The following is a 25620-nucleotide window of genomic DNA, read 5'->3' as shown; positions in this document are numbered from 1 at the left end:
TTTCTCGTACGTGCCTGCTCAGGCCCCGGACGTGACCCGGTACGCGTCGAACACGCCGTCGACCTTGCGCACCGCGGCCAGCAGGTGCCCGAGGTGCTTCGGGTCGGCCATCTCGAAGCTGAACCGGCTGACCGCCACCCGGTCCCGGGTGGTGGTGACCGTCGCGGAGAGGATGTTCACCCGCTCCTCGGAGAGCACCCGGGTGACGTCGGCGAGCAGCTTGTGCCGGTCCAGCGCCTCCACCTGGATGGCGACCAGGAACGTGGACGCCGAGGTGAGCTTCCAGCTCACCTCCACCACCCGCTCGGGTTGGGCCCGCAGGTCCTCGGCGTTGGCGCAGTCGTCGCGGTGCACGCTGACCCCGCCGGAGCGGGTGACGAAGCCGAAGACCGAGTCCGGCGGCACCGGCGTGCAGCAGCGGGCCAGCTTGATCCAGACGTCGCTGACGCCGCGCACCACCACGCCCGGGTCGGCGCTGCTCTGCCGGCTGCGCGGCGGCCGGGTGGCGACGGCGGTCTCGGCGATGTCCTCCGCCGCGCCCTCCTCGCCGCCGTAGGACGCCATCAGCTTCTGCACCACCGACTGCGCGGAGACCTGACTGTCGCCGACCGCCGCGTAGAGCGAGGCCACGTCCGCGAGGTGCAGGTCCCGGGCGATCGCCATCAGCGCGTCCGAGGTGAGCATCCGCTGCAACGGCATGCCCTGCTTGCGCATCGCCTTGACGATCGAGTCCTTGCCGGCCTCGATCGCCTCCTCGCGCCGCTCCTTGTTGAAGTACTGGCGGATCTTGGTGCGGGCGCGCGGGCTCTTGACGAAGCCGAGCCAGTCCTGCGTCGGGCCGGCCGTGTCGGACTTCGACGTGAAGATCTCGATCACGTCGCCGTTGGAGAGCGTCGACTCCAGCGGCACCAGCTTGCCGTTGACCCGCGCCCCGATGCACTTGTGCCCGACCTCGGTGTGCACCGCGTACGCGAAGTCGACAGGCGTCGACCCGGTGGGCAGCGGGATGACGTCGCCCTTCGGCGTGAAGACGTACACCTCCTGGCTGGACAGGTCGAACCGCAGCGCGTCCAGGAACTCGCTCGGGTCGGCCGCCTCCCGTTGCCAGTCCAGGAGCTGCCGCAGCCAGGTCATCTCGTCGATGTGCGCCGGCGGGCCGACCACCTGGGTGCCCTTGTGCTCCTTGTACTTCCAGTGCGCGGCGATGCCGAACTCGGCCGTGCGGTGCATCGCGTAGGTGCGGATCTGCATCTCCACCGGCTTGCCGGTGGGCCCGATGACAGTCGTGTGCAACGACTGGTACATGTTGAACTTGGGCATGGCGATGTAGTCCTTGAACCGGCCCGGCACCGGCTGCCAGTTGGCGTGGATGACGCCCAACGCCGCGTAGCAGTCGCGCACCGTGTCGACCAGGATCCGCACACCCACCAGGTCGTAGATGTCGTTGAAGTCGCGCCCCCGCACGATCATCTTCTGGTAGATCGAGTAGAGGTGCTTCGGCCGCCCGGTGGTCTCCGCCTTGATCTTGGCGGCCTTCAGGTCGGTCTGCACCTTCTGCGTCACCTGGCGCAGCAGCGCCTCACGCTGCGGCTGGTGCTCCCCGATCAGCCGGTTGATCTCCTCGAACCGCTTCGGGAACAGCGTGCCGAAGGCCAGATCCTCCAGCTCCCACTTGATGGTGTTCATACCGAGGCGGTGCGCCAGCGGGGCGAGGATCTCCAGCGTCTCCTTGGCCTTCTGCTCCTGCTTGGGGCGAGGCAGGAAGGTCAGCGTCCGCATGTTGTGCAGCCGGTCGGCCAGCTTGATCACCAGGACCCGCGGGTCCTTGGCCATCGCCACGACCATCTTGCGGATGGTCTCCGCCTTGGCCGCGTCGCCCAGCTTGACCTTGTCGAGCTTGGTGACGCCGTCGACGAGCAGCGCGACCTCGCCGCCGAAGTCGGCACGCATCGCATCGAGGGTGTACTCGGTGTCCTCGATCGTGTCGTGCAGCAGCGCCGCCACCAGCGTCGTGGTGTCCATGCCCAGGTTGCCGAGGATCGTCGCCACCGCGAGCGGGTGCGTGATGTACGGGTCGCCGGACTTCCGGTACTGCCCCGAGTGCCACCGGGCGGCGGTGTCGAAGGCGCGCTGCAACAGCCGCGCGTCGGCCTTGGGATGGTTCACCCGGTGCGTCGCGATCAGCGGCTCCAGCACCTCGCTGACCTGGGAGGTCTGCCAAGGCGCGTTGAACCGTGCCAGCCGGGCGCGGACCCGCCGGCCGGTCGGCGCGTTGGACAGCGCGAAGCCGCCGCGGGATGAGGGGTCATCGGGGCCGTCGGTCGGGAACGGCACCACGACCCCACCGCCGTCGGCCGGTGCGTCCGGCGTGCCGTCGGTGGCGTCGATCGCCCCGACCGGTGGGTTGCCGTCGCGCTCGGTCACCGAGCCGTCCGCGTCGCCTGTCGGGTGCACCGTGCCCTCCACCGGAGGGACGACATCGTGGGACACCGGCCTCCTCACCGTTCGCCGGGATGCGCCGGCCGTCCGGCCGACGTCTGATCCAACCGACCCGGGGGCCGGTGTTGTTCCGCTCCGGTCACCGGGGCTCGGCCCCGGCGGCTCCGCCGCCCGCGGACGGTCGCCCGCCCGGTCAGGCAAAGGGCAATGCTACCCGTAGGCAGGACACACCGCCGCTCCCCCGGACGGTCGGTGCCGGCGGGCGGCGCGGGACGAGCACTGTCAAACGGTCAGCAGGGCATGGACCGGACGCGGAGCGAGGCGCTCCCGCCCCTGGAGGAAGCCCAGCTCCAGCAGGACCGTGAAACCGGCGACCGTGCCGCCGGCCCGCTCCACCAGGTCGAGCGTGGCCTCGGCGGTGCCGCCGGTGGCCAGCACGTCGTCCAGCACCAGCACCCGGTGCCCGGCGGTGAACGCGTCCTGGTGCACCTCCAGCGTCGCCTCGCCGTACTCCAGCGCGTACGAGGCCGAGTGGGTGGCGCGGGGCAGCTTGCCGGCCTTGCGTACCGGCACCACGCCGACGCCGGTGGCGTACGCGACGGCGGCGGCCAGCACGAACCCGCGCGCCTCGATGCCGGCGACCACGTCGAAGGACTCCGGACCGTGGTACGCGATGATCCGGTCGATCACCTCACGGAACGCCACGCCGTCGGCGAAGAGCGGCATCAGATCCTTGAACATGACCCCCGGCTTGGGAAAGTCCGGCACGTCCAGCAGCCGGCTGGCGACCAGCCGGGCAGCCTCGGGACCGCTGTCTCCCCGTACGCCGGTGGTGTGCGTCTCCGTCACGATGCGTCCCATGTCCTCTCGAAACGACGACGGCGTCCGTCATGCCGTGGCAACAGCATGACGGACGCCGTCCGGTGGATCTTCTCGGGTCCTGCGGTCAGCGGCGCTTCGCGCCGCCCGGCCGGTTGCCCCCGCCGCCGCTGGGCCGCCCGCCCCGGGCGCCGGTGGGGCGCTTGCCGGTCGGCCGGGAGCCGACCTTGGGGGCGGCGCCGGCCAGCGCCGCGTCCGCCTCGATCGGCTGGTCACCGGTCGACGCGGGGCGCGGGGCGCCCTTCGGCGTGAGCTCGCCCCGGGCGATGGCCGCCCGGCGGGAGAGCACCCGCTTGTGGTGCGCGCTGATCCGCGGGTCCTGGTTCTTCAGCAGCACCAGCAGCGGGGTGGCCAGCAGGATCGAGGTCAGGAACGCCACCGCCATGCCGACGAAGAGCACCAGGCCCAGGTCCTTCAGGGTGCCGGCGCCGAGCAGGCCGGCACCGATGAACAGCAGGCCGCCGACCGGGAGCAGCGCCACCACCGACGTGTTCAGCGAACGCATGAGGCTCTGGTTGAGCGCCAGGTTCGACGCCTCGCCGTAGGTGAGGTTGTTGTTGGCGGTGATGCCCCGCGTGTTCTCCTGCACCTTGTCGAAGACCACCACCACGTCGTAGAGCGCGAAGCCCAGGATGGTGAGGAAGCCGATGATCGTCGACGGGGTGACCTCGAAGCCGACCAGTGAGTAGATGCCGGAGGTGAGGACCAGGTTGGTGAGCAGCGAGATGATCGCGGCGACCGCCATCCGCCACTCGAAGCGCAGCACCAGGTAGATCGACACCACGGCGAGGAAGATCAGCAGGCCGAGGAACGCGCGGGAGGTGACCTGGCTGCCCCAGGCCTCGGAGACCTGGCTGCCGCTGATCTGGTCGGCCTGGATGCCGAACTCCTGCGCCATCGCGGTCTTGGCCGCGTTGGCCTGCTCCGGGGTGAGCTGCCCGGTGCGCATCTCGTAGGTCTCGCCGCCGGCGCCGCCAACCTTCTGCGCGGTGACCACCTCGACGCCGGGGGCCTCCTTGGCCAGCACGTCGTCGACGACAGTCTCGGCCCGGTCGAGCGTGCCGACGCTGGCCGGCACCTGGAACGAGTTGCCGCCGGCGAACTCGATGCCGAGCTTGAACCCGTTGATCGCGAAGCTCAGCACCGCGATCAGCACCAGCGCGCCGGCCACGCCGAACCACAGCTTGCGCTTGCCGACGATGTTGAGATCGGCCTCGCCCCGGTAGAGCCGGGCGGCCAGACCACTCTTAGCCATCTCAGGCCTCCTTGACGCGCGGGTTGCGGGCGGTGCCCGGCTCGGCCGACCGGGCCGGCAGCGCCCGGCCCAGACCGCTGACCCGCGGGGACAGGAACGCCCGGGTGCGGGCGAACATCGTCATGATCGGGTGGCGGAAGAGGAACACGACGACCAGGTCGAGCACGGTCGCCAGGCCGAGCGCGAAGGCGAAGCCCTTCACCGCGCCGACCGACACGATGTAGAGCACCACTGCCGACATCAGCGTGATGGCGTTCGCCGAGATGATCGTCCGGCGGGCCCGGATCCAGGCACGGGGCACCGCGCTGCGCGGGCTGCGGCCCTCGCGGATCTCGTCCTTGAGTCGTTCGAAGTAGATGACGAACGAGTCCGCCGCCACACCGAGTGAGACGATCATGCCGGCGATGCCGGCGAGCGTGAGCGTGAACCCGATCGACCGGCCCAGCACCACCAGCGCGCCGAAGACCAGCAGCGCGGAGAGCACCAGGCTGAGGAAGATGACGGAGCCCAGCAGCCGGTAGTAGAAGAACGAGTAGATGATGACCAGCAGCATGCCGATGCCGGCGGCCAGCAGGCCGGCCCGCAGGTGGCTGTCACCAAGCGTCGCGGTGACGTTCTGGCTCTCCTGCGGCTCGAACGTGACCGGCAGCGCACCGTAGCGGAGCTGGCTGGCCAGCGCGTTCGCCGACTTGTTGTCGAAACTGCCGGTGATCTGCGAGTCGCCGGTGAGCACGCCCTGGATCTCCGGCGAGGAGACGATCTCGTTGTCCAGCACCACGGCGACCCGGCACTTGCCGTCCTGGCCGAGCGCGGTCTGGTCGCAGGCCTGGCCCTCGTTGTTGAACGACTCGCGGGTCAGCGCGGTCCACTTCTCCTGGCCGTCGCCGGTGAAGTTCAGGCTGACCACCCAGGAGCTGGTCTGGTCGAGCTGGGCGGAGGCGTTCTTGACGTCGGTGCCCTCCACCTTGGCCACGTCGAGCAGGTACTTGGCGCCGGACTCGCAGGCCACCGCCTTCTGCTTCGGGTCGTTGATCGAGCCGGCCGGCCGCTTGTCGAGCTGGGCACAGGTGATGGTCGGCACGTTGAACTGCATCTCGACCGGGAGCACCGCGATCTCCTGCGGGGAGAGCGTGCCGAACGGCTTGAACGCGGCGGCCTGCGCCGGATCGGCCGGGGCCTGGAGCCCGGAGGCGGCGGCCCAGGCGGCCGCGCCCACCTTCTGCTCGACGGCCTTGCGCTGCTGCTCGATGCTCTGCGGCACCGGCGCGGCGCTGGCGCTCGGACTCGGCGCGGCGCTCGCCGGGGCCGACGGCGTCGGCGTGGCGCTGGCGCTCGGCGCGGGGGCCATGCCGCCCTGCCCGCCGGCGCTCGGCGACGCGGTGACCTTGGCGCTGGCGCTCGGCTTCGGCGACGCGCTGCCGGACGGCTTCGGCGAGGCGCTGCCCGAGGGCTTGGCGCTGCCGGACGGGGCCGCCGAGGCGCTGGGGCTCGGCGGCGGGGCGGCGGCCGCGCCGCTGCCGTCGGTGGCCTTGAGTACCTTGCGGAAGCGCAGCTCGGCGGCGCTGCCCACGTCGGTCAGGTCACGGTTCTGACCGGGCAGGGAGATGACGATGTTCCGGTTGCCCTCGGTGACCACCTCCGCCTCGGCCACGCCGTAGGCGTTGACCCGGCTCTCGATGATCTGGCGCGCCTCTTCGAGGTTCTCCGAGGTCGGCGGCTTGCCGTCGACCGTGTTGGTGGCCTCGAGCGTCAGCCGGGTGCCGCCGATGAGGTCCAGGCCGAGCCGGGGCTCCAGCCGGTCCTTCCAGCCACCGCTGGCGCCGCCCGAGAAGAACACCAAAAGATAGAGGACGACGAAGATGAACCCGAGCACGGCGAGTTGCCGTCCGGGGCGCATCTGTCCCTGAGGTGGTGCCACGGCTGTCCTGTCTCCCTGTACGGTCGCGCCGCTTCCACGGCGGCGACAACTGTCGGGCCGGGGGTGTCCGCCCGACTGCTCCGGCTGGCCGGCACCGGCGACCGGCACGCAGACCCCGGCGCGACGCGGGGGCGTCGCGCGGGTCCGGCCGCGTGCCGACGACGGACGCCGACCCAACTATCCACTTGTGGGGGTGGTTCCGCTGCCCCGTCCGGGGCGGCCGGTCACTCCTTGACCGGCTCGGCTTCCTCGCTGATGGTCTCGGCCTCGGGCGCCTCGGCCCGCTTGACCACCCGGGCCACGGCGGGACGCGCGTACCGGGTCTGCACGCCGGGGGCGACCTCGAGCAGGACCGTCTCGTCCTCGACCACGGTGACCGTGCCGTGCAGGCCGCCGATGGTGACCACCTCGTCGCCTGGGGCGAGCGCGGACTGCATCTGCTCCGCCTCCCGGCGGCGCTTCTGCTGCGGACGGATCATCATGAAGTACATGACGACGAAGAGCAGAGCGATCATGAGGATCGGCGTCAGACCGCCGGCTCCCCCGCCACTCGCTGCTGCGTAAAGCACGGTGTCGACCTTCCGGTTGGCCCCCGGCGGCCCCGGGGGGCACCGCAGCGGAGGCGGATTCTCACGTCCTGTACAGACCGCGGCGAAGTCTAGTCCCTGCTCCTGAGAAGACCGAATGCGGCACAGATCACGTTAGGATCACGGCCGATCCGTCTGCGTCGAGAACAGATCGGGCCCCGGAGGGGCTTCCATGCCAAATGTACCATTCGGGGGATTGCGCCCCAGGTGCCGCCAGGCAGCCTCGGTCGCCACCCGGCCCCGGGGCGTCCGGGCCAGCAGCCCGGCCCGCACCAGGAACGGCTCGCAGACCTCCTCGACCGTGTCCGGCTGCTCCCCCACCGCCACCGCGAGGGTGGAGACCCCGACCGGGCCGCCCCGGAACGAGTCCACCAGCGCCTTGAGCACCGCCCGGTCGAGCCGGTCCAGGCCGAGCGCGTCCACGTCGTAGACGGTCAGCGCGGACCGGGCGGTCTCCACCGTGACCACGCCGTCGGCGCGGACCTCGGCGTAGTCCCGGACCCGGCGCAGCAGCCGGTTGGCGATCCGCGGCGTGCCCCGGGACCGGCCGGCGATCTCCGCCGCTCCCTCCGGCGTGATCGGCACGCCGAGGATCCGGGCGGATCGGTGCAACAGCGTCTCGAGGTCGGCCGGGGAGTAGAAGTCCAGGTGCGCGACGAAGCCGAACCGGTCGCGCATCGGGCCGGTCAGCAGGCCCGACCGGGTGGTGGCGCCGACCAGCGTGAACGGCTCCACGTCCAGCGGGATGGCGGTCGCGCCGGGCCCCTTGCCCACCACCACGTCGACCCGGAAGTCCTCCATGGCGCTGTAGAGCAGCTCCTCGGCCGGCTTGGCGATCCGGTGGATCTCGTCGATGAACAACACGTCGCCCTCGGCGAGGCTGGTCAGGATCGCGGCCAGGTCACCGGACCGCTCGATCGCCGGCCCGCTGGTCACCCGGATGCCGGCGCCCAGCTCGGCCGCCACGATGTTGGCCAGGCTGGTCTTCCCGAGCCCGGGCGGGCCGGAGAGCAGGATGTGGTCCGGCGGGGAACCGCGCCGCATCGCGCCCTGCAACAGCAGGTCGAGCTGGTCGCGGACCCGGTCCTGGGCGATGAACTCGGCGAGCCGCTTCGGCCGGACGCTGGCCTCCGCGTCCAGCTCCGCGTCGCTGACGTACGCCGAGACCAGGTTCTCGTTGCTCATCGAGTGCGGCCCAGCAGGCGGATGGCCTGCTTGAGCAGGACCGGCACCGGCGGGGTCGCACCGTCGACGGTCTCCGCGACCGCGACCACCGCCTGCTCGGCCTGGGCCGCCGACCAGCCGAGCCCGACCAGCGCCTGACGCACCTGTTCCGGCCAGGCGCCGGCGGTCACCCCGGCCGCGCCGTCCGGGCCGATCGCCACCGGACCGATCCGGTCGCGCAGCTCCAGCACCAGCCGCTCGGCGCCCTTCTTGCCGATCCCCGGCACCCGGGTCAGCGCCGCGGTGTCGGCGTTGGCGATGGCCTTGCGGACCGCGTCCGGGGTGTGCACGGCGAGCACCGCCTGGGCCAGCCGCGGACCGACCCCACTGGCGGTCTGGAGCAGCTCGAACAGCTGCTTGGCGTCGTCGTCGGCGAAGCCGTAGAGGGTGAGCGAGTCCTCCCGGACCACCAGGCTGGTGGCCAGCCGGGCCGGCTGGCCGACCCGCAGGTCGGCGAGCGTGCCGGGGGCGCACTGCACGGCCAGGCCGATGCCGCCCACCTCCACCACCGCGTGATCCGGACCGGTCGCGGTCACGGTGCCGCGCACACTCGCGATCATCGTCGCGCCCCTCCTCGTCGGGCCTGGTCGGCGGCGGCGGCCAGCTTGGACCGGGTGCCGCCCCGCCAGACGTGACAGATGGCCAGCGCCAGCGCGTCGGCGGCGTCGGCCGGTTTCGGCGGCTCGGCCAGCCGCAGCAGACGGGTGACCATGGTGGTCATCTGCTTCTTGTCGGCCTGACCGGAACCGGTCACCGCCGCCTTCACCTCGCTCGGGGTGTAGGTCGTCACCGGCAGCCCGGCCCGCGCGCCGGCGAGCACCGCGATGCCGCTCGCCTGGGCGGTGCCCATCACGGTGCGCACGTTGTGCTGGCTGAACACGCGTTCCACGGCGACCGCGTCCGGTCGGTGCTCGGCGACCAGGTCGGTGAGCGACCGGTCCAGGTGCAGCAGGCGCATCGGCAGGTCGTCCCCGGGATCGGTGTGGACGACGTAGTAGGCGACAAGCGTGCAGGCGCGCCCGGGGAAGCCCTCGACCACGCCGACCCCGCACCGGGTCAGCCCCGGGTCGACGCCCAGCACGCGCACGCCGCCTCCTCCCCGAGCCGTCAGCAGTACGTGTGTTCGACACACCCTACTGGTCGGGTCCGACCAGCGGACGGGCGGACACGCCGGAGGTGGAAGGGGGCGGAACGCACCACACACCGGAGCGGTCGAGTATGTGTCGCCGCCCCATGTGCCCGGGGCCACACGCCTCGTAACTTCTTGCGCCATGACGGCAGAACCCGTGGCGGTCCCCCACGTCGTACACGTCGACCTCTCCGGTCGCCACGCGCTGGTGACCGGTGGTGGCAGCGGCATCGGACGGGCCTGCGCCCTGCGGCTGGCCGCGGCCGGCGCCTCGGTCGTGGTGCTGGACCGCAACGTGGAGGCGGCCAAGGCGGTCGCCGCCGAGGCCGGGGGCCGGGCCGAGGGCATCGACCTGGCCGACCCGCGGGCGGTGGACCGGCTCGACGTGGACGCCGACATCGTGGTGAACAACGCCGGCCTGCAGCACGTCGCGCCGGTGCAGGAGTTCCCGGTCGAGCGGTTCGAGTACATCCAGCGGGTGATGGTCGAGGCGCCGTTCCTGCTGATCCGCCGGGCGCTGCCCCGGATGTACGCGAACGGCTGGGGCCGGATCGTCAACATCTCCTCGGTGCACGGGCTGCGCGCCTCGCCGTTCAAGGCGGCGTACGTCTCGGCGAAGCACGCCCTCGAAGGGCTGTCCAAGGTGGTCGCGCTGGAGGGCGCCGCGCACGGCGTGACGGCCAACTGCATCAACCCGGCGTACGTGCGGACCGCGCTGGTGGAGAGCCAGATCGCCGACCAGGCGGCCAGTCACGGCATCGGCGAGGACGAGGTGATCGAGAAGATCATGCTGGCGCGGGCGGCGATCAAGCGGCTGATCGAGCCGGAGGAGGTGGCGGAGTTGGTGGCGTACCTGTGCGCGCCGCCGGCCGCGTTCCTCACCGGCGCCTCGATCGCCCTCGACGGGGGCTGGACGGCCAACTAGTGGCGCCGCGCACAATGTCGGTCATGTCGTCGCCGGTGGAGTTCCTGGAGCTGCTGGCGCGTGAGGCCGCCGCGGTCGAGTTCGAGGGTCCGCTGGTCGCCGCGCGCGCCGCCGGCCTGCCCGCCGACCGGCTGGCCGAGCTGGAGCAGGCGAAGGTGGTGGCGCTGCGGGTGCGGGCGCTGCTGGAGCGCCGCCGGCGCCGGGAGACCGAGCTGTCCGGCCTGTACGACACCGCCAGCGACCTGGCCGGCCTGCGGGACCTGGACGACGTGCTGCGCGCGATCGTGCACCGGGCCCGGATCCTGCTCGGCACCGACGTGGCGTACATGACGCTCAACGACGACGAGCGCGGCGACACGTACATGCGGGTGACCGACGGGTCGATCTCGGCCCGGTTCCAGCGGCTGCGGCTGGAGATGGGCGACGGGCTGGGCGGTCTGGTGGCGCAGACCGGCACCCCGTACGTCACCTCGAACTACCAGGAGGACGAGCGGTTCCGGCACACCGGGGAGATCGACGGCGGGGTGGGCGAGGAGGGCCTGGTGGCCATCCTGGGCGTGCCGCTGCGGCTGGGCTCCAGCGTGATCGGCGTGCTCTACGCGGCCAACCGCTCGGCGCGCCCGTTCGCCCGGGAGGAGGTGTCGCTGCTGGTCTCGCTGGGGGCACACGCCGCGGTGGCGATCGACACCGCCCGGCTGCTGGCCGAGACGCGGGCCGCGTTGGCGGAGCTGTCGGCGGCGAACGGCACGATCCGGGCGCACAGCAGCTCGGTGGAGCGGGCCGCCGCCGCGCACGACCGGATGACCGCGCTGGTGGTCCGCGGCGGCGGCATGGAGGACGTGGCGGCCGCGGTGACCGAGGTGCTCGGCGGCGCGCTGCTGGCGTTGGACGCCGAGGGGCGGCGGCTGGCCCGGGTCGGCGAGATCGACGAGCCGGACCGGGCGGACATCGTGGAGGCGGTCGCCGCGTCGCGCACCGAGGGGCGAAGCGTACGCCGGGGCCCGCTCTGGTACGCCGCGGTGGTGGCCGGCACCGAGAACCTGGGCGCGCTGGTGCTGCGCCCGGACGACGAGCTGGTCGACGCCGACCAGCGCATCCTGGAGCGGGCCGCGCTGGTGACCGCGTTGCTGCTGCTGTTCCGCCGCACGGTGGCCGAGGCGGAGGGGCGGGTCCGGGGCGAGCTGCTGGACGACCTGATCGCCCGCCCGGTGCGGGACGCCGACGCGCTGCGCGGCCGGGCCCGCCGGATCGGGGTGGACCTGGACGCCCCGCACGTGCTGGTGGCGGTCGGTGACGACGCGTTCGCCGAGACCGGTTCGGCCCGGCAGCGGGTGTTCTCCTGGGCCACCACGTACGCCTCGACGCGGGGCGGGCTGGCCGCGGCGCGGGACGGGCGGGTGGTGCTGATGCTGCCCGGCCGGGACGCCGGCGGCGCGGCCCGCGCGGTGGCGCGGGACCTGTCCCGGGTGACCGCCCGCCCGGTGACCGCCGGGGCGAGCGGGCCGTCGACCGGTCCGGCGTCGCTGGCGGTCGCGTTCGCCGAGGCGGAGCGTTGCCTGACCGCGCTCGGCGCGTTGGGTCGGGCCGGGCAGGGCGCGAGCACCGCGGAGCTGGGCTTCGTCGGGCTGCTGCTCGGGGCGGTCGGCGACGCGGGCGACCGGGACGTGGCCCGGTTCCTCGCCGCCACCGTGGGGCCGGTGGTCGACTACGACGCCCGGCGGGGCACCGCGCTGGTGCGGACGCTGGAGGCGTACTTCGGGGTGGGCGGCAGCCTGGCCCGGGCGGCCGAGCAGCTGCACGTGCACGTCAACACCGTGACCCAGCGGTTGGAGCGGGTCGGGCAGTTGCTCGGCGCCGACTGGCAGAAGCCGGAGCGGGCGCTGGAGGTGCAGCTCGCGCTGCGCCTGCACCGGCTCCGCACCCCCGCCGGCTGACCTCGGCGCGCACCCCGTCCGGCTGACGTCGGCGCGCACCCCCGCCGGCGGGCGCGGCCCGGGCGTCAGCGGGCGCGCAGGCCGTCCAGGACGGCGTCCACGATCCGCTCGGGCAGGATGCGTTCGTCCAGCTCGGTGTGCCAGTGCAGCATGCGCTGGGCGAGCATCGGCGCGGTGAGCAACGCCATCGCCACCTCGATGTCGAGGTCGGCGCGCAGCTCGCCGCCGTCCACCGCACGGCGCAGCACCTCGCGCATCGCCTGCCGCCGGGGCTCGATGATCGCCTCGTAGGCCTGCCGGTGGGCGGAGCTGCGGCTCACCTCGGGCACCAGGCAGGGCATGATCTTGCGGGCCCGGGGGTCGGTGTGTTGGCCCACGGCGCCGACCAGCAGCACCAGGTCGTCCCGGACGGAGCGCCCAGCGGGGCGCGGCGGGACGCCCTTGAGGCGACGCAGCGCGTCCAGCAGCAGCGCCTCCTTGCCCGACCAGCGGCGGTAGATGGTGGCCTTGCCGACCCCGGCGCGCGCGGCGATCGCCTCGATGGAGAGCGCCTCCAGCGTGCTGCCCTCGGCGAGCAGGTCGAGCGCGGCCTCCACGATCGCCTCGTCGGCGCGGGTGCTCCGGGGTCGACCCGGCGATCGCGGAGCACCCGTCGTGGACGTCATGTCAGACATTGTCCACGAACCTACGCGGTCCCGGCCAACTCCGGCTCGGTGGCCGGGGCCGCGTCGGGCACGACGACCGCCCGCCCCGGCATCCACCGCAGCACGATCACGATGCCGAGCGCGGCCACCAGCGCGGAGATGCCGGCGGCCCAGTGCATCGCGGAGACGAAGGAGTCGTTGGCGGCGTCGATCAGCCGGGGCGCGGCCGGGCCGAGCCGGTCGGCGACCGCGTACGCGCCGGAGATCGACTCCCGGGCCGCGTCGCGGATCGGGGCGGGCAGTGCGGCCACCGCGGGGCCGACCTGGTCGCGGTAGACCGCGGAGAGCACCGAGCCGAGCACCGCCACGCCGAGCGCGCCGGCCACCTGGCGGATCGTGTTGCTGACCGCCGAGCCCACGCCGGCCTTCTCCCGGGGCAGCGCCGACATGATCGACTCGGTGGCCGGCGGCATGATGTTGGCCATTCCGGCGCCCTGCACGAAGCCCACCGCCGAGAAGATCCAGATGGGCGTGTCCGCGTCGATGAACACGAAGGCGGCGAGCGCCACCGTGGTGAGCAGCAGCCCGACCGCGGCGACCGCCCGGCCGCCGTAGCGACGGACCATCGCGGCACTGCGCGGCGCGAAGATCAGCTGGGCGGCCGCGAAGGGCAGGAAGAGCAGGCCGCTCTCCAGCGGGCTGTAGCCGCGCACGAGCTGGAGGTAGAACGCGCCGAAGAACATCACGCCCATGGCGGCGAAGAAGACCAGCCCGACCAGCGCCACCGGGGCGGCGAACCGGGGCACCCGGAACAGCCGCACGTCCAGCGACGGGTGGTCACTGCGCAGCTCGTGGGTGACGAACCAGCCGAGCACCGCGAGCCCGCCGACGATCGCGGCCCAGACCTGCGGCCGGCCGAAGCCGTGCTCGCCACCGTCGATGATGCCGTAGGTGAGCGCGACCAGGCCGACCACGGAGAGCAGCACGCCGAGCACGTCCACCCGGCCGGGGGCGGGATCCCGGGACTCGGGGACCAGCATCGCCACCAGCACCACGCCGATCACCACCACCGGCACGTTGATCAGGAAGACCGAGCCCCACCAGAAGTGCTCCAGCAGGGCACCGCCGAGCACCGGGCCGATGGCCACGGCGAGACCGACCGCGCCGGCCCAGACGCCGATCGCGCGGGCGCGCTCGCGCGGGTCGAAGACGTTGGAGATGATCGAGAGCGTCACCGGCATGATGGCGGCGCCGCCGACGCCCATCAGGGCCCGCGCGCCGATGAGCTGCGCCGGGTCCTGCGCGTACGCGGAGAGCAGCGAGGCCAGCCCGAACAGCACCAGCCCGACGATCAGGAAGCGCCGACGGCCGAACCGGTCACCGAGCACGCCGAACGTGAAGAGCAGGCCGGCGAAGACCAGCGTGTAGGAGTTGATCGCCCACTCCAGGTCGCCCTGGCTGGCGCCGAGGCCGTGCACCGGGTCGGCGAGCGTGCGCAGGGCGACGTTGAGGATGGTGTTGTCGAGGACGACCACCAGCAGGCTGATCACCAGCACGCTCAGGATCGCCCACCTCCTCGGGTGTCCGGTGTTTTCGTGCGCTTCCATCTGGGTTCTCCCCCCGGCTCACCCGTGTCCGAATACGATACGGGGCAGACTCGTAACGCTGCCGAGCGTAGGTGAGCGAGTTTCGATACGGAACAGGTCCGTATCGGATGTGTGCCACGTCACGCCGCCGCCCGCCGCCACGCCCGCCGCCACGCCGCCCCACGCGCCTCCTTCACGGAAAGAGTGGCCATCGGGGCCCAGTTGGCCACTCTTTCCGGGAAACAGGGCGCCGGGGGGTCGCGGTCCGGGCGGGGCGGGGCGGGGCGGGGGATCTCAGGCCGGTGGGCCTGCGGTCAGTGCCAGCCGGAGCACCGCGTCCCGCACCGGCAGCAGCCGCCGGGCCTGGGCGAGCCGCCCCGCCCACCGCGCGCCGGTCGCGATCCGCTGGGTGGGCCGGCGGCGACGCCTGTCGTACGCCCGCAGCGCGGCCGGCAGGTCGTCGGCGTCGCGGACGCAGTCGGCCAGCGCTACCGCGTCGATCAGCGCCTGGCAGGCGCCCTGCCCGAGGTCGGGGGTCATGGCGTGGGCGGCGTCGCCGAGCAGCGCCGTCCGGCCGGCCACGTAGGACGGCAGCGGCGTCAGGTCACGGATCTCGTGCCGCAGGACGCCGGCCGGGGTGAGGGCGTCCAGCACCCGGCGCACCGGCGGGTGCCAGTCACCGAAGAGGCGGCGCAGTTCGGCGACGTCGTCCACCGGGGCGGGATGCCCGTGCGGGAGGCGCACCGAGGCGTACCAGTTGGTCCGCCCGTCGCCGATCGGCGTGAGGCCGAACCGGCGGCCCCGCCCCCAGGTCTCACCCCCCTCGGACAGTTCCACGTCGACCACTCCGCGCCAGGCGACCGCGCCGGCGTAGCGCAACGGACAGCGCTGCCCGTGCAGCGCGACGCGGACCACGCTGTTGATCCCGTCCGCGCCGACCACCAGGTCGTACGCGTCGACGAGCGCGCTCGGGTCGACGACCGGCGCGGCGAACCGCAGCGCCGGTCCGGGCAGCGCGCCGGCCAGCACCGCGAGCAGCGCCGGCCGGGTGATGAGGCGGACCGGCTCGCCGTGGCGGCGTTCCAGCCGGTCGACGTCGATGGTGGCGATGCGGCGTCCGTCCGGTCGCCGGATCGATCCGCCGGCCTGTCGGCGGGACCGCCGCCGCACCTCGTCGCCCACGCCGAGCGTGTCCATCGCGCGCATCGCCGTGGGCCAGATGCCGAGGCCGGTCCCGGTCTCCGGCAGTCCGGCGGATCGCTCCAGGACCGTGACCTCCCAGCCGGCGGCGCGTAACCCGATGCCCGCCGCCAGCCCTCCGATGCCGCCACCGACCACCACCGCCCGACCCGCCATGCCGGCCACCGTACTACAGGTGTAGTCGCCTCCACTACACCTGTAGTCTGATCAGGTGACCGATCGCCGGCAGCTCCTGCTCGACGCCGCCATCCGGGTGCTCGGCACCCGAGGTCCGCGGCAGCTCACCCACCGGGCGGTGGACGCCGAGGCGGGCCTGCCCGAGGGCTCCGCGTCCAACCGGTTCCGCACCCGGGAGGCGCTCGTCGACGGCGTCTTCGCCCGGCTGGTCGAGGTGGAGACGCTGGCCTGGCAGCGGCTCGCCGTCGATCTGCCGCCCGGGGACGTCGCCGGTTTCACCCGCGTGCTCGGCCGGCTGATCCGCCGGTTCACCGAGGAGGAGCGGGTGGTCACGCTGGCCCGGTACGCGCTGTTCGTGGAGGCGGCCGTGCGGCCCGAACTGCGGCCCGCCATCGAGGCCGGGCGGGCACGGCTGGCCGGGTGGGGGGTGCCGCTGGTCGCGGCGCTCGGCTCCACCGATCCGGCGAACCACTTCCGGAGCCTACTCGCGCTCGTTGACGGGCTCCTCGGCAACCAGCTCGCCGCCCCCGAGGAGACGTTCGATCCGGAGTCGGCGGTGGCGGCCCTGCTGCACGGCTTCCGCGCCGGCTGAACGCCCGCCGACGGCGCACCCACCGGCGGCGCACCCACCCACGAGGCGCCCGCCAAGCGGGGCGCCCATCTCTACCGGAGGCGTTAAGCGGGGGCCCCGCCTTTCAGGCAGGCGGCGGTGGCCTCGGCGAGGGTGGTGAGGCGGCGCGGGGCGGCGGGACCGGGCGGGAACGGCTCGATCCAACCCGGCCCGGCGGCGAGCAGGCGGACGTCCGGGACGTCCCGACGGAGCCGGACCAGGCGGTACGCCCGACCGGTCACCGGGGTCTGCGACCACACCACCACCACCCGGGGCCGGACCCGGGCCACGGCGCTGGCCAGCGCGGACCAGGGCAGGGCCGAGCCCAGATGCAGGCACCCCCGACCGCGCTCGCGCAGCGCCGCCGCCAGGGCGTGCAACCCCAGACAGTGCGTCTCGTGCTCGGCGCCGGCGAGCAGCACCCCCTCGACCGGCAGCGGTCGGGTCGGTTCCCGACGGAACACGTCCAGCCCGACCCGGACGCCCTCGGACAGGGCGTGCTCGACCGCGATCTCGGCGGCGCTGTGCCCGCGCAGCGCGCCCAGCAGCGGCAGGCAGACCTGCTCCCACAAGGGCGTGACCCCGACCTCGGCGGCGAGGTCGAGCACCAGCCCGGCGACCTGGTTGTCGTCCAGATCCTCGGCGGCGGTGATGAGCCGTTTACGGGCCGACTCGGCGGCCCCGGCCGGCATGTTCTCGGTCAGCAACGGACGTACCCCCGGGTAGCTCTTCTACCTGGGGGTTCGTCCGGGCGGCCCGATCCGGATGCGCCACCGGGAGGTTCATTCGCGCCGGGCGGCTCCCCGACGCCGGGCCAGGTGCGCGACAGTGCCCCAGACGCCCCGCCGGAACAGCAGCACGACCAGCACGAAGATGCCGCCGGTGACCAGCCCGATGGCCTCGAACCCGGAGAACGACAGCCAGTCCTCCAGCCGGACCACCAGGGCCGCGCCGAGCACGCCGCCCCACAGCGTGCCGATGCCGCCGAGCACCACCACGATGACCGCCTTGCCGGACGTGGTCCAGTGCAGCACGTCCAGCGAGACGAACCGGTGACCGACGGCGAACAGCCCGCCGCCGAGCCCGGCGAGGAACCCGGAGAGCACGAACGCGGTCAGCTTGTACCGGTGCACCGGGTAGCCCAGCGCGCGGGCCCGCGCCGGGTTGTCCCGGATGCCGACCAGCACCCGGCCGAACGGCGAGTGCACGATCCGCCACGCCGCGAGCAGCCCGAGGAGCACGATCGGCAGGATCGCGTAGTAGAAGTAGTAGTCGTCGGTGAGATCGGCGCCGAAGAACGCGCGCGGCACGCCCTGGAGACCGTTCTCGCCCTGGGTCACCGAGCGCCACTCGTTGGCCACGTAGTAGACCAGCTGCGCGAACGCCAGCGTGACCATCGCGAAGTAGATCCCGGTGCGCTTCACCGCCAGGTAGCCGATCGGCAGCGCGAGCAGCGCCGCGGCCAGCGCCCCGACCAGCACCGCGGCCGGGAACGGCAGGCCGGCGTGGATCGCGACCAGCCCGGTGACGTACGCCGAGGTGCCCCAGAACGCGGCGTGCCCGAACGACATCAGCCCGGTGAAGCCGAGCAGCAGGTCCACCGAGACGGCGAACAGCGCCCAGCACAGGATGTCCACCGCGACCGCCGGGTAGAGCCCGTTGGGCAGCCAGAGCGCCGCCAGCAGGCCGGCGGCCAGCAACGCGTACCGGACCCAGCCGGGCGCCCGCGCGACGGCGAGCAGCCCGGACCGTGGGGCCGCTTTCTTCACGGGGCTGGTGTCGACAGTGCTGGTCACGCCGAGCCGACCGGGCATGGCCTCACGGCCCTCGCTCCGCTCGGTGCGTTCGCTCATGCCGGAGCCTCCTCTCGGCCGAACAGGCCGGCCGGGCGCCACAGCAGCACGGCGGCCATCACCACGAACACGACGGTCTGCGACACGAGCGGGTAGTCGGACAGGTAAGCCTCGCCCCACGCCTGGATCAGGCCGATGCCGAAGCCGGCGGCGACCGAACCGAAGATCGAGCCGAGCCCGCCGATCACCACCACCGCGAAGACCACGATGATCAGGTCGGCGCCCATCAGCGGGTTGACCGCCCGCATCGGGGCGGCGAGCACCCCGGCCAGCCCGGCGAGCGCGATGCCGAAACCGAAGACCGGGGTGACCCACCTCCCCACGTCGATGCCGAACGCCCGGGTCAGCTCCGGCCGCTCGGTGGCGGCCCGGACCACCATGCCGATCCGGGTCCGCCCGAGCACCCACCAGACCGCCGCGCAGAGCAGCACGGTGAAGCCGAGGATGAACACCCGGTACGTCGGGAAGTCGAAGAGCCCGAAGTCGACGGTCCCGCTCAGCTCGGCGGGCGTGGCGTACGGGCTGGACTGCACGCCGTACCGGGACTTGACCAGGTCCTGCAGGATCAGCGTCAGGCCGAAGGTGAGCAGGAAATTGTAGAGCGGGTCGAGCCGGGTGAGCCGGTGGATCACCGCCCGTTCCAGCGCCATGCCGAGCAGGCCCAGCGCCAGCGGCATGATCACCAACGCGGCCCAGAACGGCACGCCCGCCTCGGCCAGCAGCACGTACGCCCCGAACGCGCCGAGCATGTAGAACGCGCCGTGGGCGAAGTTCACCACTCGGAGCATGCCGAAGATGACCGCGAGCCCGAGCGCGAGCAGGGCGTAGAACGCCCCGCCCACCAGCCCGTTGAACGTGTTCTGCAGGAAGCCGGACATGTCAGAGCTTGCAGTCCGCCGACGGGGCGCGGAACGCCTCGGCCGCCGGGATGGTCTTGAGGATCTTCACGTAGTCCCACGGCTCCTTGACCTCGGCCTGCGGCTTCACCTGGGCCAGGTAGGCGTCGTGGACGACCCGGTGGTCCTCCGCGCGGATCTTGCCGTTGCGCAGGAACAGGTCGTTGATCTCCTTGCCCTCCAGTTCCTTGACCACGGCGTCGGCGTCGTCGGTGCCGGCGGCCTGCACCGCCTCCAGGTACTGCATGGCGGCGGAGTAGTTGGCCGCGTGCGCGAACGACGGCCGGGTCCCCGTCTCGGACTGGAACCGGTCCGCCCACTCCCGGTTCTGCTTGTCGAAGTTCCAGTACCAGGCGTCGGTGTAGGTGGTGCCGGCCAGCGCGGCCGGGGTGAGCGAGTGGATGTCGGTGATGAACATCAGGCCGACGGCCAGCCCGACACCCTTCTCCCGCAGCTTGAACTCGTTGTACTGCTTCACCACGTTGACCAGCTCCGCGCCGGCCTGCATGGTGCCGAGCACCTGCGGCTTCGGGTTCAGCGTCGGCGCCTTGAGCAGGAACGACGAGTAGTCGCCGCTGGTGTTCGGGAACGGCGCGCCGTCCTTGCCCACGACCTGCCCGCCGGCCGCGCCGATGGCGGCGGTGAAGCTCTTCTCCATGTCCTGTCCGAACGCGTAGTTCGGGTAGAGGATGTACCAGTTCTTGCCGACCTGCTCGGTGGTCACCGTGCCGGTGCCGTGCGCCAGCATGTAGGTGTCGTACGCGTAGTGGAACGTGTACTTGTTGCAGCTCTTGCCGGTCAGGTCCGTGGTCGCCGCACCGATGTTGAAGTAGAGCTTCTTCTTCTCCTTGGCCACGTCGGCGACCTTCAGCGCGGCCGACGAGGTCGGCACGTCCAGGATCGCGTCGACGCCCTTGCGGTCGACCATCTCCTGGGCCTTGCTGTTGGCCACGTCCGGCTTGTTCTGGTGGTCGGCGGTCTCCACACTGATGTCCTTGGTGACCGCGTCGTCGCCGTGCTTGGCCTTGAAGTCGGCGATGGCCATCTCCACGGCCTTGACCGAGTTGCGCCCGGACAGCTCCGAGTAGGCCCCCGACTGGTCGTTGAGCACGCCCAGCACGATCTTGTCGCCGGTCAGCTTCGAGTCGCCGCCGGACTGCGGGCCACCCCCGCCGCAGCCGGCCACCAGCAGCGCCGCCGCCGAGGCGGCGGCCACACCCACGCTCCTACGCATGGTCATCCCCTTCATCGCCGCGCGGTCCGCGCGGGTTCGGCCGTCGACTGTCAGATCCCGAGGTACGCCAGCAGCTCGCGTTCCCGCGAGCGCACCTCCGTGTTCTCCATCGCCTCCGCGATCCGGCCCTCGGCCAGCAGGTAGTGCCGGTCGGCGACGCCGGTGGCGAAGTGCAGGTTCTGTTCCACCAGCAGCACGGTCACGCCGTGCCGCTTGGCCTCCCGCAGCAGGTCGCCGACCTGCTGCACGAGCAGCGGCGACAGCCCTTCGGTGGGCTCGTCGCAGAGCAGCAGCCGGGCGCCCATGCGCAGCACCCGGGCCAGCGCGAGCATCTGCTGCTCGCCGCCGGAGAGCATGGTCGCGGCCGAGTCGCGCCGGGCGTGCAGCGCGGGAAACGCCTCGTACACCCGCGCCAGCGGCCACGGGTCCGGGCCGACCCGGGGCGGCAGCGTCAGGTTCTCGGTGACCGTGAGCGTGGCGTACGCGCCCCGGTCGTCGGGGACCCAGCCGAGCCCGGCCCGCGCCCGCTTGTACGCCGGCAGCCGGCTGATGTCCCGCCCGTCGAGGTGCACCGTCCCGCGCTGGCCGGGGTGCAGCCCCATCACGCTCCGCAGCAGCGTGGACTTGCCGGCGCCGTTGCGCCCGACCAGCGTGACCACCTCGCCGGCGGCCACCTCCAGGCTCACCTCGCGCAGCACCTGGGCCTCGCCGTACCAGGCGGACAGGTTCTCAATGCGCAGCATCGCTGGCTCCCAGGTAGGCGGTGATGACCCGCTCGTCGGCGCGGACCTGCTCGTACGGCCCCTCGACCAGTACGGTGCCGGCCTGCAGAACGGTGACCGTGTCGGCGAGCCGGCCCACCACGCTCATGTTGTGCTCGACCATGACCACGGTGCGTCCGGCGCGGACGGTGGCGATCAGCTCGACGGTGCGGTCGACGTCCTCCAGGCCCATCCCGGCGGTCGGCTCGTCGAGCAGCAGCACCTTCGGGTCCAGGGCGAGCGCGATGGCCAGTTCCAGGGCCCGCTTGCGCCCGTACGCGAGCGCCTCGGCCGGTGCCTCGGCGAGGTCGGCGAGACCGACCATGGCCAGCAGCTCGTCGGCGCGCTCCCGGTAGCGGCGCATCAGCTTCGCCGACCGCCAGAACCGCCAGCCCAGCCCGCTGGGCGACTGGAGCGCCAGCTCGACGTGCTCGCGCGCGCCGAGCTGCGGGAAAAGGCTGGTGATCTGGAACGACCGGGCCACGCCGAGCCGGGCCACCCGCTCCGGGGGCAGCCCGGTGACGTCCCGGCCGTCCAGCTCGATCCGGCCGCCGCTGGGCGGCAGGAAGCCGGTGAGCAGGTTGAACAGCGTGGTCTTGCCGGCGCCGTTCGGGCCCACCAGGGCGTGCACGGTGCCCGACGCCACGTCCAGGTCGACGCGATCGACGGCCCGGAAACCCCGGAAGTCCCGGGTCAGCCCACGGGCCGACAGGATCGCTTGCCCGGCCATCGCCTCACCCTCCGCAGGTCCGTCCGCCACGGCCGGGTCGGTGACCGGGGTCACAGGGCCGTCGCGTGCAGGAAACCTACGGGGCGTCGAACGGGTCGAACCATGTCGATGCGCCACACATTCCCCCCGGCCGGCACGGGGCGGACCTCCACAGGCGCCGGGCACTGCCGACCCATCGGCGGCCGTCGACATGTGGCCCGGCCACCGTGACCGGCCCCGACCGGCCCGGCCCGCACCACGACCGGCCCGGCCCGGCGGCCGGCTCACCGGCAGGCGGCGTACTCCGGCAGGTCGAGCCCGTCGGCATGGCTGAAGAACAGCCGGGTGGCGAGCCCGCGCATCGGCCGGGACGCCAGCACCCGCATCGACGCGTCCCGCATCCGGATCGCGGCCCGGCCGGCCGGCAGGAACCCGGCGAGCCCACCGCCGGGGATCTCCTGCCCCTTCGCCACGTGCGCCCGCAGCCGCTCCTCGAACCGCCGGTAACCGGTCCGGTGGTCGCCCCCGGCGGCGGTCAGCTCGCCGGCCAGCAGGTACGCGCCGACCAGCGCGAGGCTGGTGCCCTGCCCGGTCAACGGGGACGGGCACCAGGCCGCGTCGCCGAGCAACCCGACCCGGCCCGCGTGCCACGAGTCCATCCGCACCTGGGCGTACCTGTCGAAGTAGAAGTCGGTGGCGGCGGGCGCGGCGGCCAGCAGCTCGGCCGCGCGCCAGCCCACGTCGGCGAACCGCTCGGCCAGCAGCCGCTGCTGGGCGGCCCGGTCCCGCCGGTCCACGTCGAGCGCGTCGGAGCGGAAGCTGAACAGCGCCGCGGTGCGGCCGTCCCGGGTCGGCCGGACGCCGACCACCCGACCGCCGGGCGCGTTGTGCATCCGGAACCACCCGTCGGCGTCCGACCCCGGGGTGGAGAAGTACGCCAGGTACGCCCCGAGCGGCCGGACGTACGCCGACTCCGGACCGAACGCCAATGCCCGGGTGCGGGAGTGCGAGCCGTCCGCGCCGACCACCAGGTCGACGGTGCGCGGGGCGGAGCGGTCGAAGGTGAGCCGCACCCCGTCGGCGTCCTGCGTCAGCGTCTCGATCGAGTCGTCGAAGACGTACTCGACGTGGTCGCGGGTCGCCTCGTACAGCAGCCGGGCCAGGTCACCGCGCTGGATCTCCAGGTCGGCGACGATCCCCTCCCCGCCGAACGCCGCCACCGGCAGCCGGGCCCGGGTCCGGCCGCGCGCGTCCACGTACGCCATGCCGTGTTCGCGGACGCCGACGGCCCGGACCCGGTCGGTCAGTCCCATCCGGTCGAGCACGGTCCGGGCGGTCCCCCGCACGTCGACCGCCTGCCCGCCGGGACGCAGCCCCGGCGCGCGTTCCACCACTGTCACCGCCCAGCCGTGCCGGGCCAGCCAGAAGGCGAGCGCCGGGCCGGCCACGCCGGCCCCGGAGATGAGCACTGTCGGTTCGTTCATCGGGTCTCCCCTGTTCGCACCCGTCGGTCGGGTCGGACGCTAGGTCCACCCGGCCGGCGGGAGGCGCCGCGACCTAGTACGCCCCCCGCGCACGGGCCCCAGGACCACCACCGCACTAGTACGCTTCGGCGCGGAGGTGCCGGCATGCCAGCGCAGCGCGGACCGCGGCCGCAGCCGCCGTACCAACGGATCGCCACCGAGATCCGGCACCGGATCGAGCGGGGTGAGCTGCGACCGGGCGACCGGGTGCCCTCGGCCCGGCAGCTCACCCGCGAACACGGCATCGCCATCGCCACCGCGACCCGGGTGCTGGCCCGCCTGCGCGACGACGGCCTGGTGCTCACCCGGCCCGGCGCCGGCACGGTGGTGGCCGAGCCCACCGGCCCGGCCCGGCCGGCGCGGTCGCGACCCGAGCCGAGCCGCGACCGGGTGCTCCGGACCGCTGTCGCGCTGGCCGACGCCGGCGGGCTCGGCGCGGTCTCGCTGCGGTCGGTCGCCGCGGAGTTGGGCGTGGCCACGCTGGCGCTGCACCGGCACGTGCGCAGCCGGGACGAGCTGATCCTGGCGATGGTCGACGCGGCGCTGGCCGAGGCGCCGCTGCCGGCGGTCGAGCCGGCCGGCTGGCGGGCCCGGCTGGAGGCGCTGGCCCGGGCGCAGTGGGCGATCTACCGGCGGCACCGCTGGGTACCGCACGTCATCACCATCGCCCGGCCGCAGCCGCTGCCGCACGGCATGGCGCACACCGACCGGGCGCTGCGGGCCACCGCCGGCCTGGGCCTGGACCGCCACGCGCGCTGGCATGTGGCGATCACGCTGATGGCGTACGTGAAGGGCGTCGCGGTCAACCTGGAGGCCGGCGCGCGGGCGGTGCAGGACACCGGGCTCACCGACGAGGAGTGGGTGGACCGGCAGCAGGACACGTTCCACCGGCTGATGACCGGCGGCCGGCTCGCCACCATGGACGCGCTGACCGCCGGCGGCGTCGACCTGGACCTGGAGACGGTCTTCGACTTCGGCCTACGACGGCTGCTCGACGGCGTCGCGGTCCTGGTCGACGGCGGGCTCACTCCGGGAACGTGACCACCCAGCGGGCGCCCTCGCCCCGGGCCAGCCGCTCCAGCGCGGCGGGCGCCTCGGCCAGCGACACCGTGCCGCTGACCAGCGGCGCCAGGTCGAGGTCACCGGCGGCGAGCGCGGCGGCCAGCTCCGGCACCTCCCGGTCCGGGTCGGTCGAGCCGTAGACCGAGGAGCGCAGCGTCCGCGCCGAGTGGAAGATCTCCATCGCGGAGAGGCTGAGCAGGTCGTCCCGGCCGCCCATGCCGACCACGGTGACCGCGCCCCCGCGCCGGGTCGCCCGCCAGGCGGCGCGGATGGTGGCGGCCCGGCCGACGCACTCGAACGCGTGGTCCACCCCGCGCCCGTCGGTGCGGGCCCGGATCTCCCGGCTCAGCGCGTCGTCGGCGGGCAGGAAGTCGGTCGCGCCGGCGGCCAGGGCCAGCTCCCGTTTCGCCGCCACCACGTCGACGGCGAGGATCGGCGCCGCGCCGGCCCGGCGCGCGGCGGTGAGCACGGCCAGCCCGACGCCGCCCAGCCCGATCACCGCGACCGACTCGCCGGCGGCGACCCGGGCGGTGTTGCGGACCGCGCCGGTGCCGGTGAGCACCGCGCAGCCCAGCAGCGCCGCCTGCGCCGGCGGCAGCCCGGCCGGCACCGGCACGGCCGCCCGCTCCGGCACCACCACCTCCTCGGCGAGCGCGCCGAGCCCGAGCGTGACCTGCACCGGCTCCCCGTCGGCGGTCTCGCCGCGCGGCACCGAGGCGGCGCCGTTCGCGACACAGAGCCAGGGCTCGCCGTGCCGGCAGTGCCAGCAGTCGCGGCAGGCGGGCGCCCAGTTGAGCACCACCGGCGTGCCCACTGGCAACGCGGTGCCCGGCCCGATCTCGACCACCACGCCGGTCGCCTCGTGCCCCAGCACCAGCGGGTACCCGGGCGTCAACGTGCCCTGCACCATGGCCAGATCGGAGTGGCACAGGCCGGCCGCGCGGATCCGGACCCGCAGCTCACCCGGGCCCGGGGCGGGCAGGCGCACCTCCTCGACGGCCGGGGTCGCGCCCCGGCCGCGTACCACGAGCGCCCTCATCGCCGGACCGCCGGCAGCGGGCGCGGGACGGGCGGC

General features: G+C 73.4%; 23 protein-coding genes. 4 read left to right on the top strand and 19 right to left on the bottom strand.

What is annotated here, in order from left to right; all coding sequences use genetic code 11:
* Nucleotides 1-18: 18 nt before the first annotated feature.
* The 8 genes from C8054_RS26005 to ruvC form a co-directional block, all read right to left on the bottom strand.
* Nucleotides 19-2466 carry a bifunctional (p)ppGpp synthetase/guanosine-3',5'-bis(diphosphate) 3'-pyrophosphohydrolase gene (locus C8054_RS26005; protein WP_199199922.1) on the bottom strand — a complete coding sequence of 816 codons (2448 nt, stop codon included), beginning with the start codon at nucleotides 2464-2466 and terminating at the stop codon, nucleotides 19-21.
* 255 nt (nucleotides 2467-2721) lie between these two features.
* Nucleotides 2722-3288 carry an adenine phosphoribosyltransferase gene (locus C8054_RS26000; RefSeq protein ID WP_107161313.1) on the bottom strand — a complete coding sequence of 189 codons (567 nt, stop codon included), beginning with the start codon at nucleotides 3286-3288 and terminating at the stop codon, nucleotides 2722-2724.
* A gap of 97 nt (nucleotides 3289-3385) precedes the next feature.
* Entirely contained in the window at nucleotides 3386-4573 is a 1188-nt protein-coding gene (gene secF, locus C8054_RS25995) for a protein translocase subunit SecF (protein ID WP_107161260.1), read from the bottom strand.
* 1 nt (nucleotide 4574) lies between these two features.
* Entirely contained in the window at nucleotides 4575-6491 is a 1917-nt protein-coding gene (gene secD, locus C8054_RS25990; RefSeq protein WP_199199920.1) for a protein translocase subunit SecD, read from the bottom strand.
* A gap of 224 nt (nucleotides 6492-6715) precedes the next feature.
* Nucleotides 6716-7060, bottom strand: coding sequence for a preprotein translocase subunit YajC (gene yajC / locus C8054_RS25985; RefSeq protein ID WP_107161256.1), 345 nt, complete (start codon nucleotides 7058-7060; stop codon nucleotides 6716-6718).
* Nucleotides 7061-7198: 138 nt separating this feature from the next.
* Nucleotides 7199-8263 carry a Holliday junction branch migration DNA helicase RuvB gene (ruvB, locus tag C8054_RS25980; protein ID WP_107161253.1) on the bottom strand — a complete coding sequence of 355 codons (1065 nt, stop codon included), beginning with the start codon at nucleotides 8261-8263 and terminating at the stop codon, nucleotides 7199-7201.
* Nucleotides 8260-8862, bottom strand: a complete 603-nt coding sequence (gene ruvA, locus C8054_RS25975) for a Holliday junction branch migration protein RuvA (protein ID WP_107161251.1) — start codon at nucleotides 8860-8862, stop codon at nucleotides 8260-8262. The genes ruvB and ruvA overlap by 4 nt, the downstream gene beginning before the upstream one ends.
* Nucleotides 8859-9389: a crossover junction endodeoxyribonuclease RuvC gene (gene ruvC, locus C8054_RS25970; RefSeq protein ID WP_107161249.1), complete on the bottom strand. Its 531-nt coding sequence runs from the start codon at nucleotides 9387-9389 to the stop codon at nucleotides 8859-8861. Before ruvC ends, ruvA begins: the two co-directional genes overlap by 4 nt.
* Nucleotides 9390-9573: 184 nt before the next feature.
* Here ruvC and C8054_RS25965 point away from each other — a divergent pair, with 184 nt between their 5' ends.
* Together C8054_RS25965 and C8054_RS25960 are read left to right on the top strand one after the other, a co-directional pair.
* Nucleotides 9574-10356 carry a 3-hydroxybutyrate dehydrogenase gene (locus tag C8054_RS25965; protein WP_107161247.1) on the top strand — a complete coding sequence of 261 codons (783 nt, stop codon included), beginning with the start codon at nucleotides 9574-9576 and terminating at the stop codon, nucleotides 10354-10356.
* Nucleotides 10357-10370: 14 nt separating this feature from the next.
* Entirely contained in the window at nucleotides 10371-12290 is a 1920-nt protein-coding gene (locus C8054_RS25960) for a helix-turn-helix domain-containing protein (protein WP_107161245.1), read from the top strand.
* A 65-nt stretch (nucleotides 12291-12355) separates the two neighbouring features.
* Here the strand turns inward: C8054_RS25960 and C8054_RS25955 are convergent, their stop codons facing one another.
* From C8054_RS25955 to C8054_RS25945, 3 genes are all read right to left on the bottom strand, one after another.
* Nucleotides 12356-12964 carry a TetR/AcrR family transcriptional regulator gene (locus C8054_RS25955; RefSeq protein ID WP_107161243.1) on the bottom strand — a complete coding sequence of 203 codons (609 nt, stop codon included), beginning with the start codon at nucleotides 12962-12964 and terminating at the stop codon, nucleotides 12356-12358.
* An 11-nt stretch (nucleotides 12965-12975) separates the two neighbouring features.
* Entirely contained in the window at nucleotides 12976-14541 is a 1566-nt protein-coding gene (locus C8054_RS25950; protein ID WP_107161239.1) for an MFS transporter, read from the bottom strand.
* 273 nt (nucleotides 14542-14814) lie between these two features.
* Nucleotides 14815-15876, bottom strand: a complete 1062-nt coding sequence (locus tag C8054_RS25945) for an FAD-dependent monooxygenase (RefSeq protein ID WP_107161310.1) — start codon at nucleotides 15874-15876, stop codon at nucleotides 14815-14817.
* A gap of 55 nt (nucleotides 15877-15931) precedes the next feature.
* Here C8054_RS25945 and C8054_RS25940 point away from each other — a divergent pair, with 55 nt between their 5' ends.
* Nucleotides 15932-16489, top strand: a complete 558-nt coding sequence (locus tag C8054_RS25940; RefSeq protein ID WP_107161237.1) for a TetR/AcrR family transcriptional regulator — start codon at nucleotides 15932-15934, stop codon at nucleotides 16487-16489.
* Between the two features lie 83 nt (nucleotides 16490-16572).
* Here C8054_RS25940 and C8054_RS25935 read toward each other — a convergent pair whose 3' ends face one another.
* The 7 genes from C8054_RS25935 to C8054_RS25905 form a co-directional block, all read right to left on the bottom strand.
* Nucleotides 16573-17214: a transcriptional regulator gene (locus C8054_RS25935; RefSeq protein WP_233220184.1), complete on the bottom strand. Its 642-nt coding sequence runs from the start codon at nucleotides 17212-17214 to the stop codon at nucleotides 16573-16575.
* Nucleotides 17215-17289: 75 nt separating this feature from the next.
* The gene (locus C8054_RS25930; RefSeq protein WP_107161306.1) at nucleotides 17290-18303 is read right to left on the bottom strand and encodes a branched-chain amino acid ABC transporter permease; all 1014 of its coding nucleotides are present in this window, start codon (nucleotides 18301-18303) and stop codon (nucleotides 17290-17292) included.
* A gap of 53 nt (nucleotides 18304-18356) precedes the next feature.
* Nucleotides 18357-19238 (bottom strand): branched-chain amino acid ABC transporter permease, encoded by an 882-nt coding sequence (locus C8054_RS25925; protein ID WP_107161235.1) that lies wholly within the window; start codon nucleotides 19236-19238, stop codon nucleotides 18357-18359.
* 1 nt (nucleotide 19239) lies between these two features.
* Complete coding sequence (locus C8054_RS25920) at nucleotides 19240-20496, bottom strand: ABC transporter substrate-binding protein (RefSeq protein ID WP_107161233.1); 1257 nt, start codon at nucleotides 20494-20496, stop codon at nucleotides 19240-19242.
* 44 nt (nucleotides 20497-20540) lie between these two features.
* Nucleotides 20541-21233 (bottom strand): ABC transporter ATP-binding protein, encoded by a 693-nt coding sequence (locus tag C8054_RS25915; protein WP_107161231.1) that lies wholly within the window; start codon nucleotides 21231-21233, stop codon nucleotides 20541-20543.
* Nucleotides 21220-21981: an ABC transporter ATP-binding protein gene (locus C8054_RS25910; protein WP_107161304.1), complete on the bottom strand. Its 762-nt coding sequence runs from the start codon at nucleotides 21979-21981 to the stop codon at nucleotides 21220-21222. Before C8054_RS25910 ends, C8054_RS25915 begins: the two co-directional genes overlap by 14 nt.
* 263 nt (nucleotides 21982-22244) lie before the next feature.
* Nucleotides 22245-23444: an FAD-dependent monooxygenase gene (locus C8054_RS25905; RefSeq protein WP_107161229.1), complete on the bottom strand. Its 1200-nt coding sequence runs from the start codon at nucleotides 23442-23444 to the stop codon at nucleotides 22245-22247.
* 144 nt (nucleotides 23445-23588) lie between these two features.
* Here C8054_RS25905 and C8054_RS25900 point away from each other — a divergent pair, with 144 nt between their 5' ends.
* Nucleotides 23589-24524: a TetR/AcrR family transcriptional regulator C-terminal domain-containing protein gene (locus C8054_RS25900; protein ID WP_107161227.1), complete on the top strand. Its 936-nt coding sequence runs from the start codon at nucleotides 23589-23591 to the stop codon at nucleotides 24522-24524.
* Here the strand turns inward: C8054_RS25900 and C8054_RS25895 are convergent.
* Nucleotides 24508-25584 (bottom strand): zinc-binding dehydrogenase, encoded by a 1077-nt coding sequence (locus tag C8054_RS25895; protein WP_199199919.1) that lies wholly within the window; start codon nucleotides 25582-25584, stop codon nucleotides 24508-24510. The two genes, C8054_RS25900 and C8054_RS25895, sit on opposite strands and share 17 nt — an antisense overlap.
* Nucleotides 25585-25620: the final 36 nt, after the last annotated feature.

Source organism: Micromonospora sp. RP3T, from assembly GCF_003027925.1.
In the GTDB taxonomy this organism is placed as follows: Bacteria; Actinomycetota; Actinomycetes; order Mycobacteriales; family Micromonosporaceae; genus Micromonospora.
Note: the sequence above shows the minus strand (reverse complement) of the source record. Positions and strands in the feature narration are given on the sequence as shown.

Coding starts and splice junctions, on each gene's coding strand:
- C8054_RS25955 (WP_107161243.1), bottom strand. CDS start 12,964: ATGTCTGACATGACGTCCACGACGGGTGCTCCGCGATCGCCGGGTCGA.
- secF (WP_107161260.1), bottom strand. CDS start 4,573: ATGGCTAAGAGTGGTCTGGCCGCCCGGCTCTACCGGGGCGAGGCCGAT.
- C8054_RS25915 (WP_107161231.1), bottom strand. CDS start 21,233: ATGCTGCGCATTGAGAACCTGTCCGCCTGGTACGGCGAGGCCCAGGTG.
- C8054_RS25965 (WP_107161247.1), top strand. CDS start 9,574: ATGACGGCAGAACCCGTGGCGGTCCCCCACGTCGTACACGTCGACCTC.
- C8054_RS25895 (WP_199199919.1), bottom strand. CDS start 25,584: ATGAGGGCGCTCGTGGTACGCGGCCGGGGCGCGACCCCGGCCGTCGAG.
- C8054_RS25950 (WP_107161239.1), bottom strand. CDS start 14,541: ATGGAAGCGCACGAAAACACCGGACACCCGAGGAGGTGGGCGATCCTG.
- C8054_RS25925 (WP_107161235.1), bottom strand. CDS start 19,238: ATGTCCGGCTTCCTGCAGAACACGTTCAACGGGCTGGTGGGCGGGGCG.
- C8054_RS25920 (WP_107161233.1), bottom strand. CDS start 20,496: ATGACCATGCGTAGGAGCGTGGGTGTGGCCGCCGCCTCGGCGGCGGCG.
- ruvA (WP_107161251.1), bottom strand. CDS start 8,862: ATGATCGCGAGTGTGCGCGGCACCGTGACCGCGACCGGTCCGGATCAC.
- C8054_RS25945 (WP_107161310.1), bottom strand. CDS start 15,876: ATGGCGGGTCGGGCGGTGGTGGTCGGTGGCGGCATCGGAGGGCTGGCG.
- ruvB (WP_107161253.1), bottom strand. CDS start 8,263: ATGAGCAACGAGAACCTGGTCTCGGCGTACGTCAGCGACGCGGAGCTG.
- C8054_RS25905 (WP_107161229.1), bottom strand. CDS start 23,444: ATGAACGAACCGACAGTGCTCATCTCCGGGGCCGGCGTGGCCGGCCCG.
- C8054_RS25900 (WP_107161227.1), top strand. CDS start 23,589: ATGCCAGCGCAGCGCGGACCGCGGCCGCAGCCGCCGTACCAACGGATC.
- C8054_RS25960 (WP_107161245.1), top strand. CDS start 10,371: ATGTCGGTCATGTCGTCGCCGGTGGAGTTCCTGGAGCTGCTGGCGCGT.
- C8054_RS25910 (WP_107161304.1), bottom strand. CDS start 21,981: ATGGCCGGGCAAGCGATCCTGTCGGCCCGTGGGCTGACCCGGGACTTC.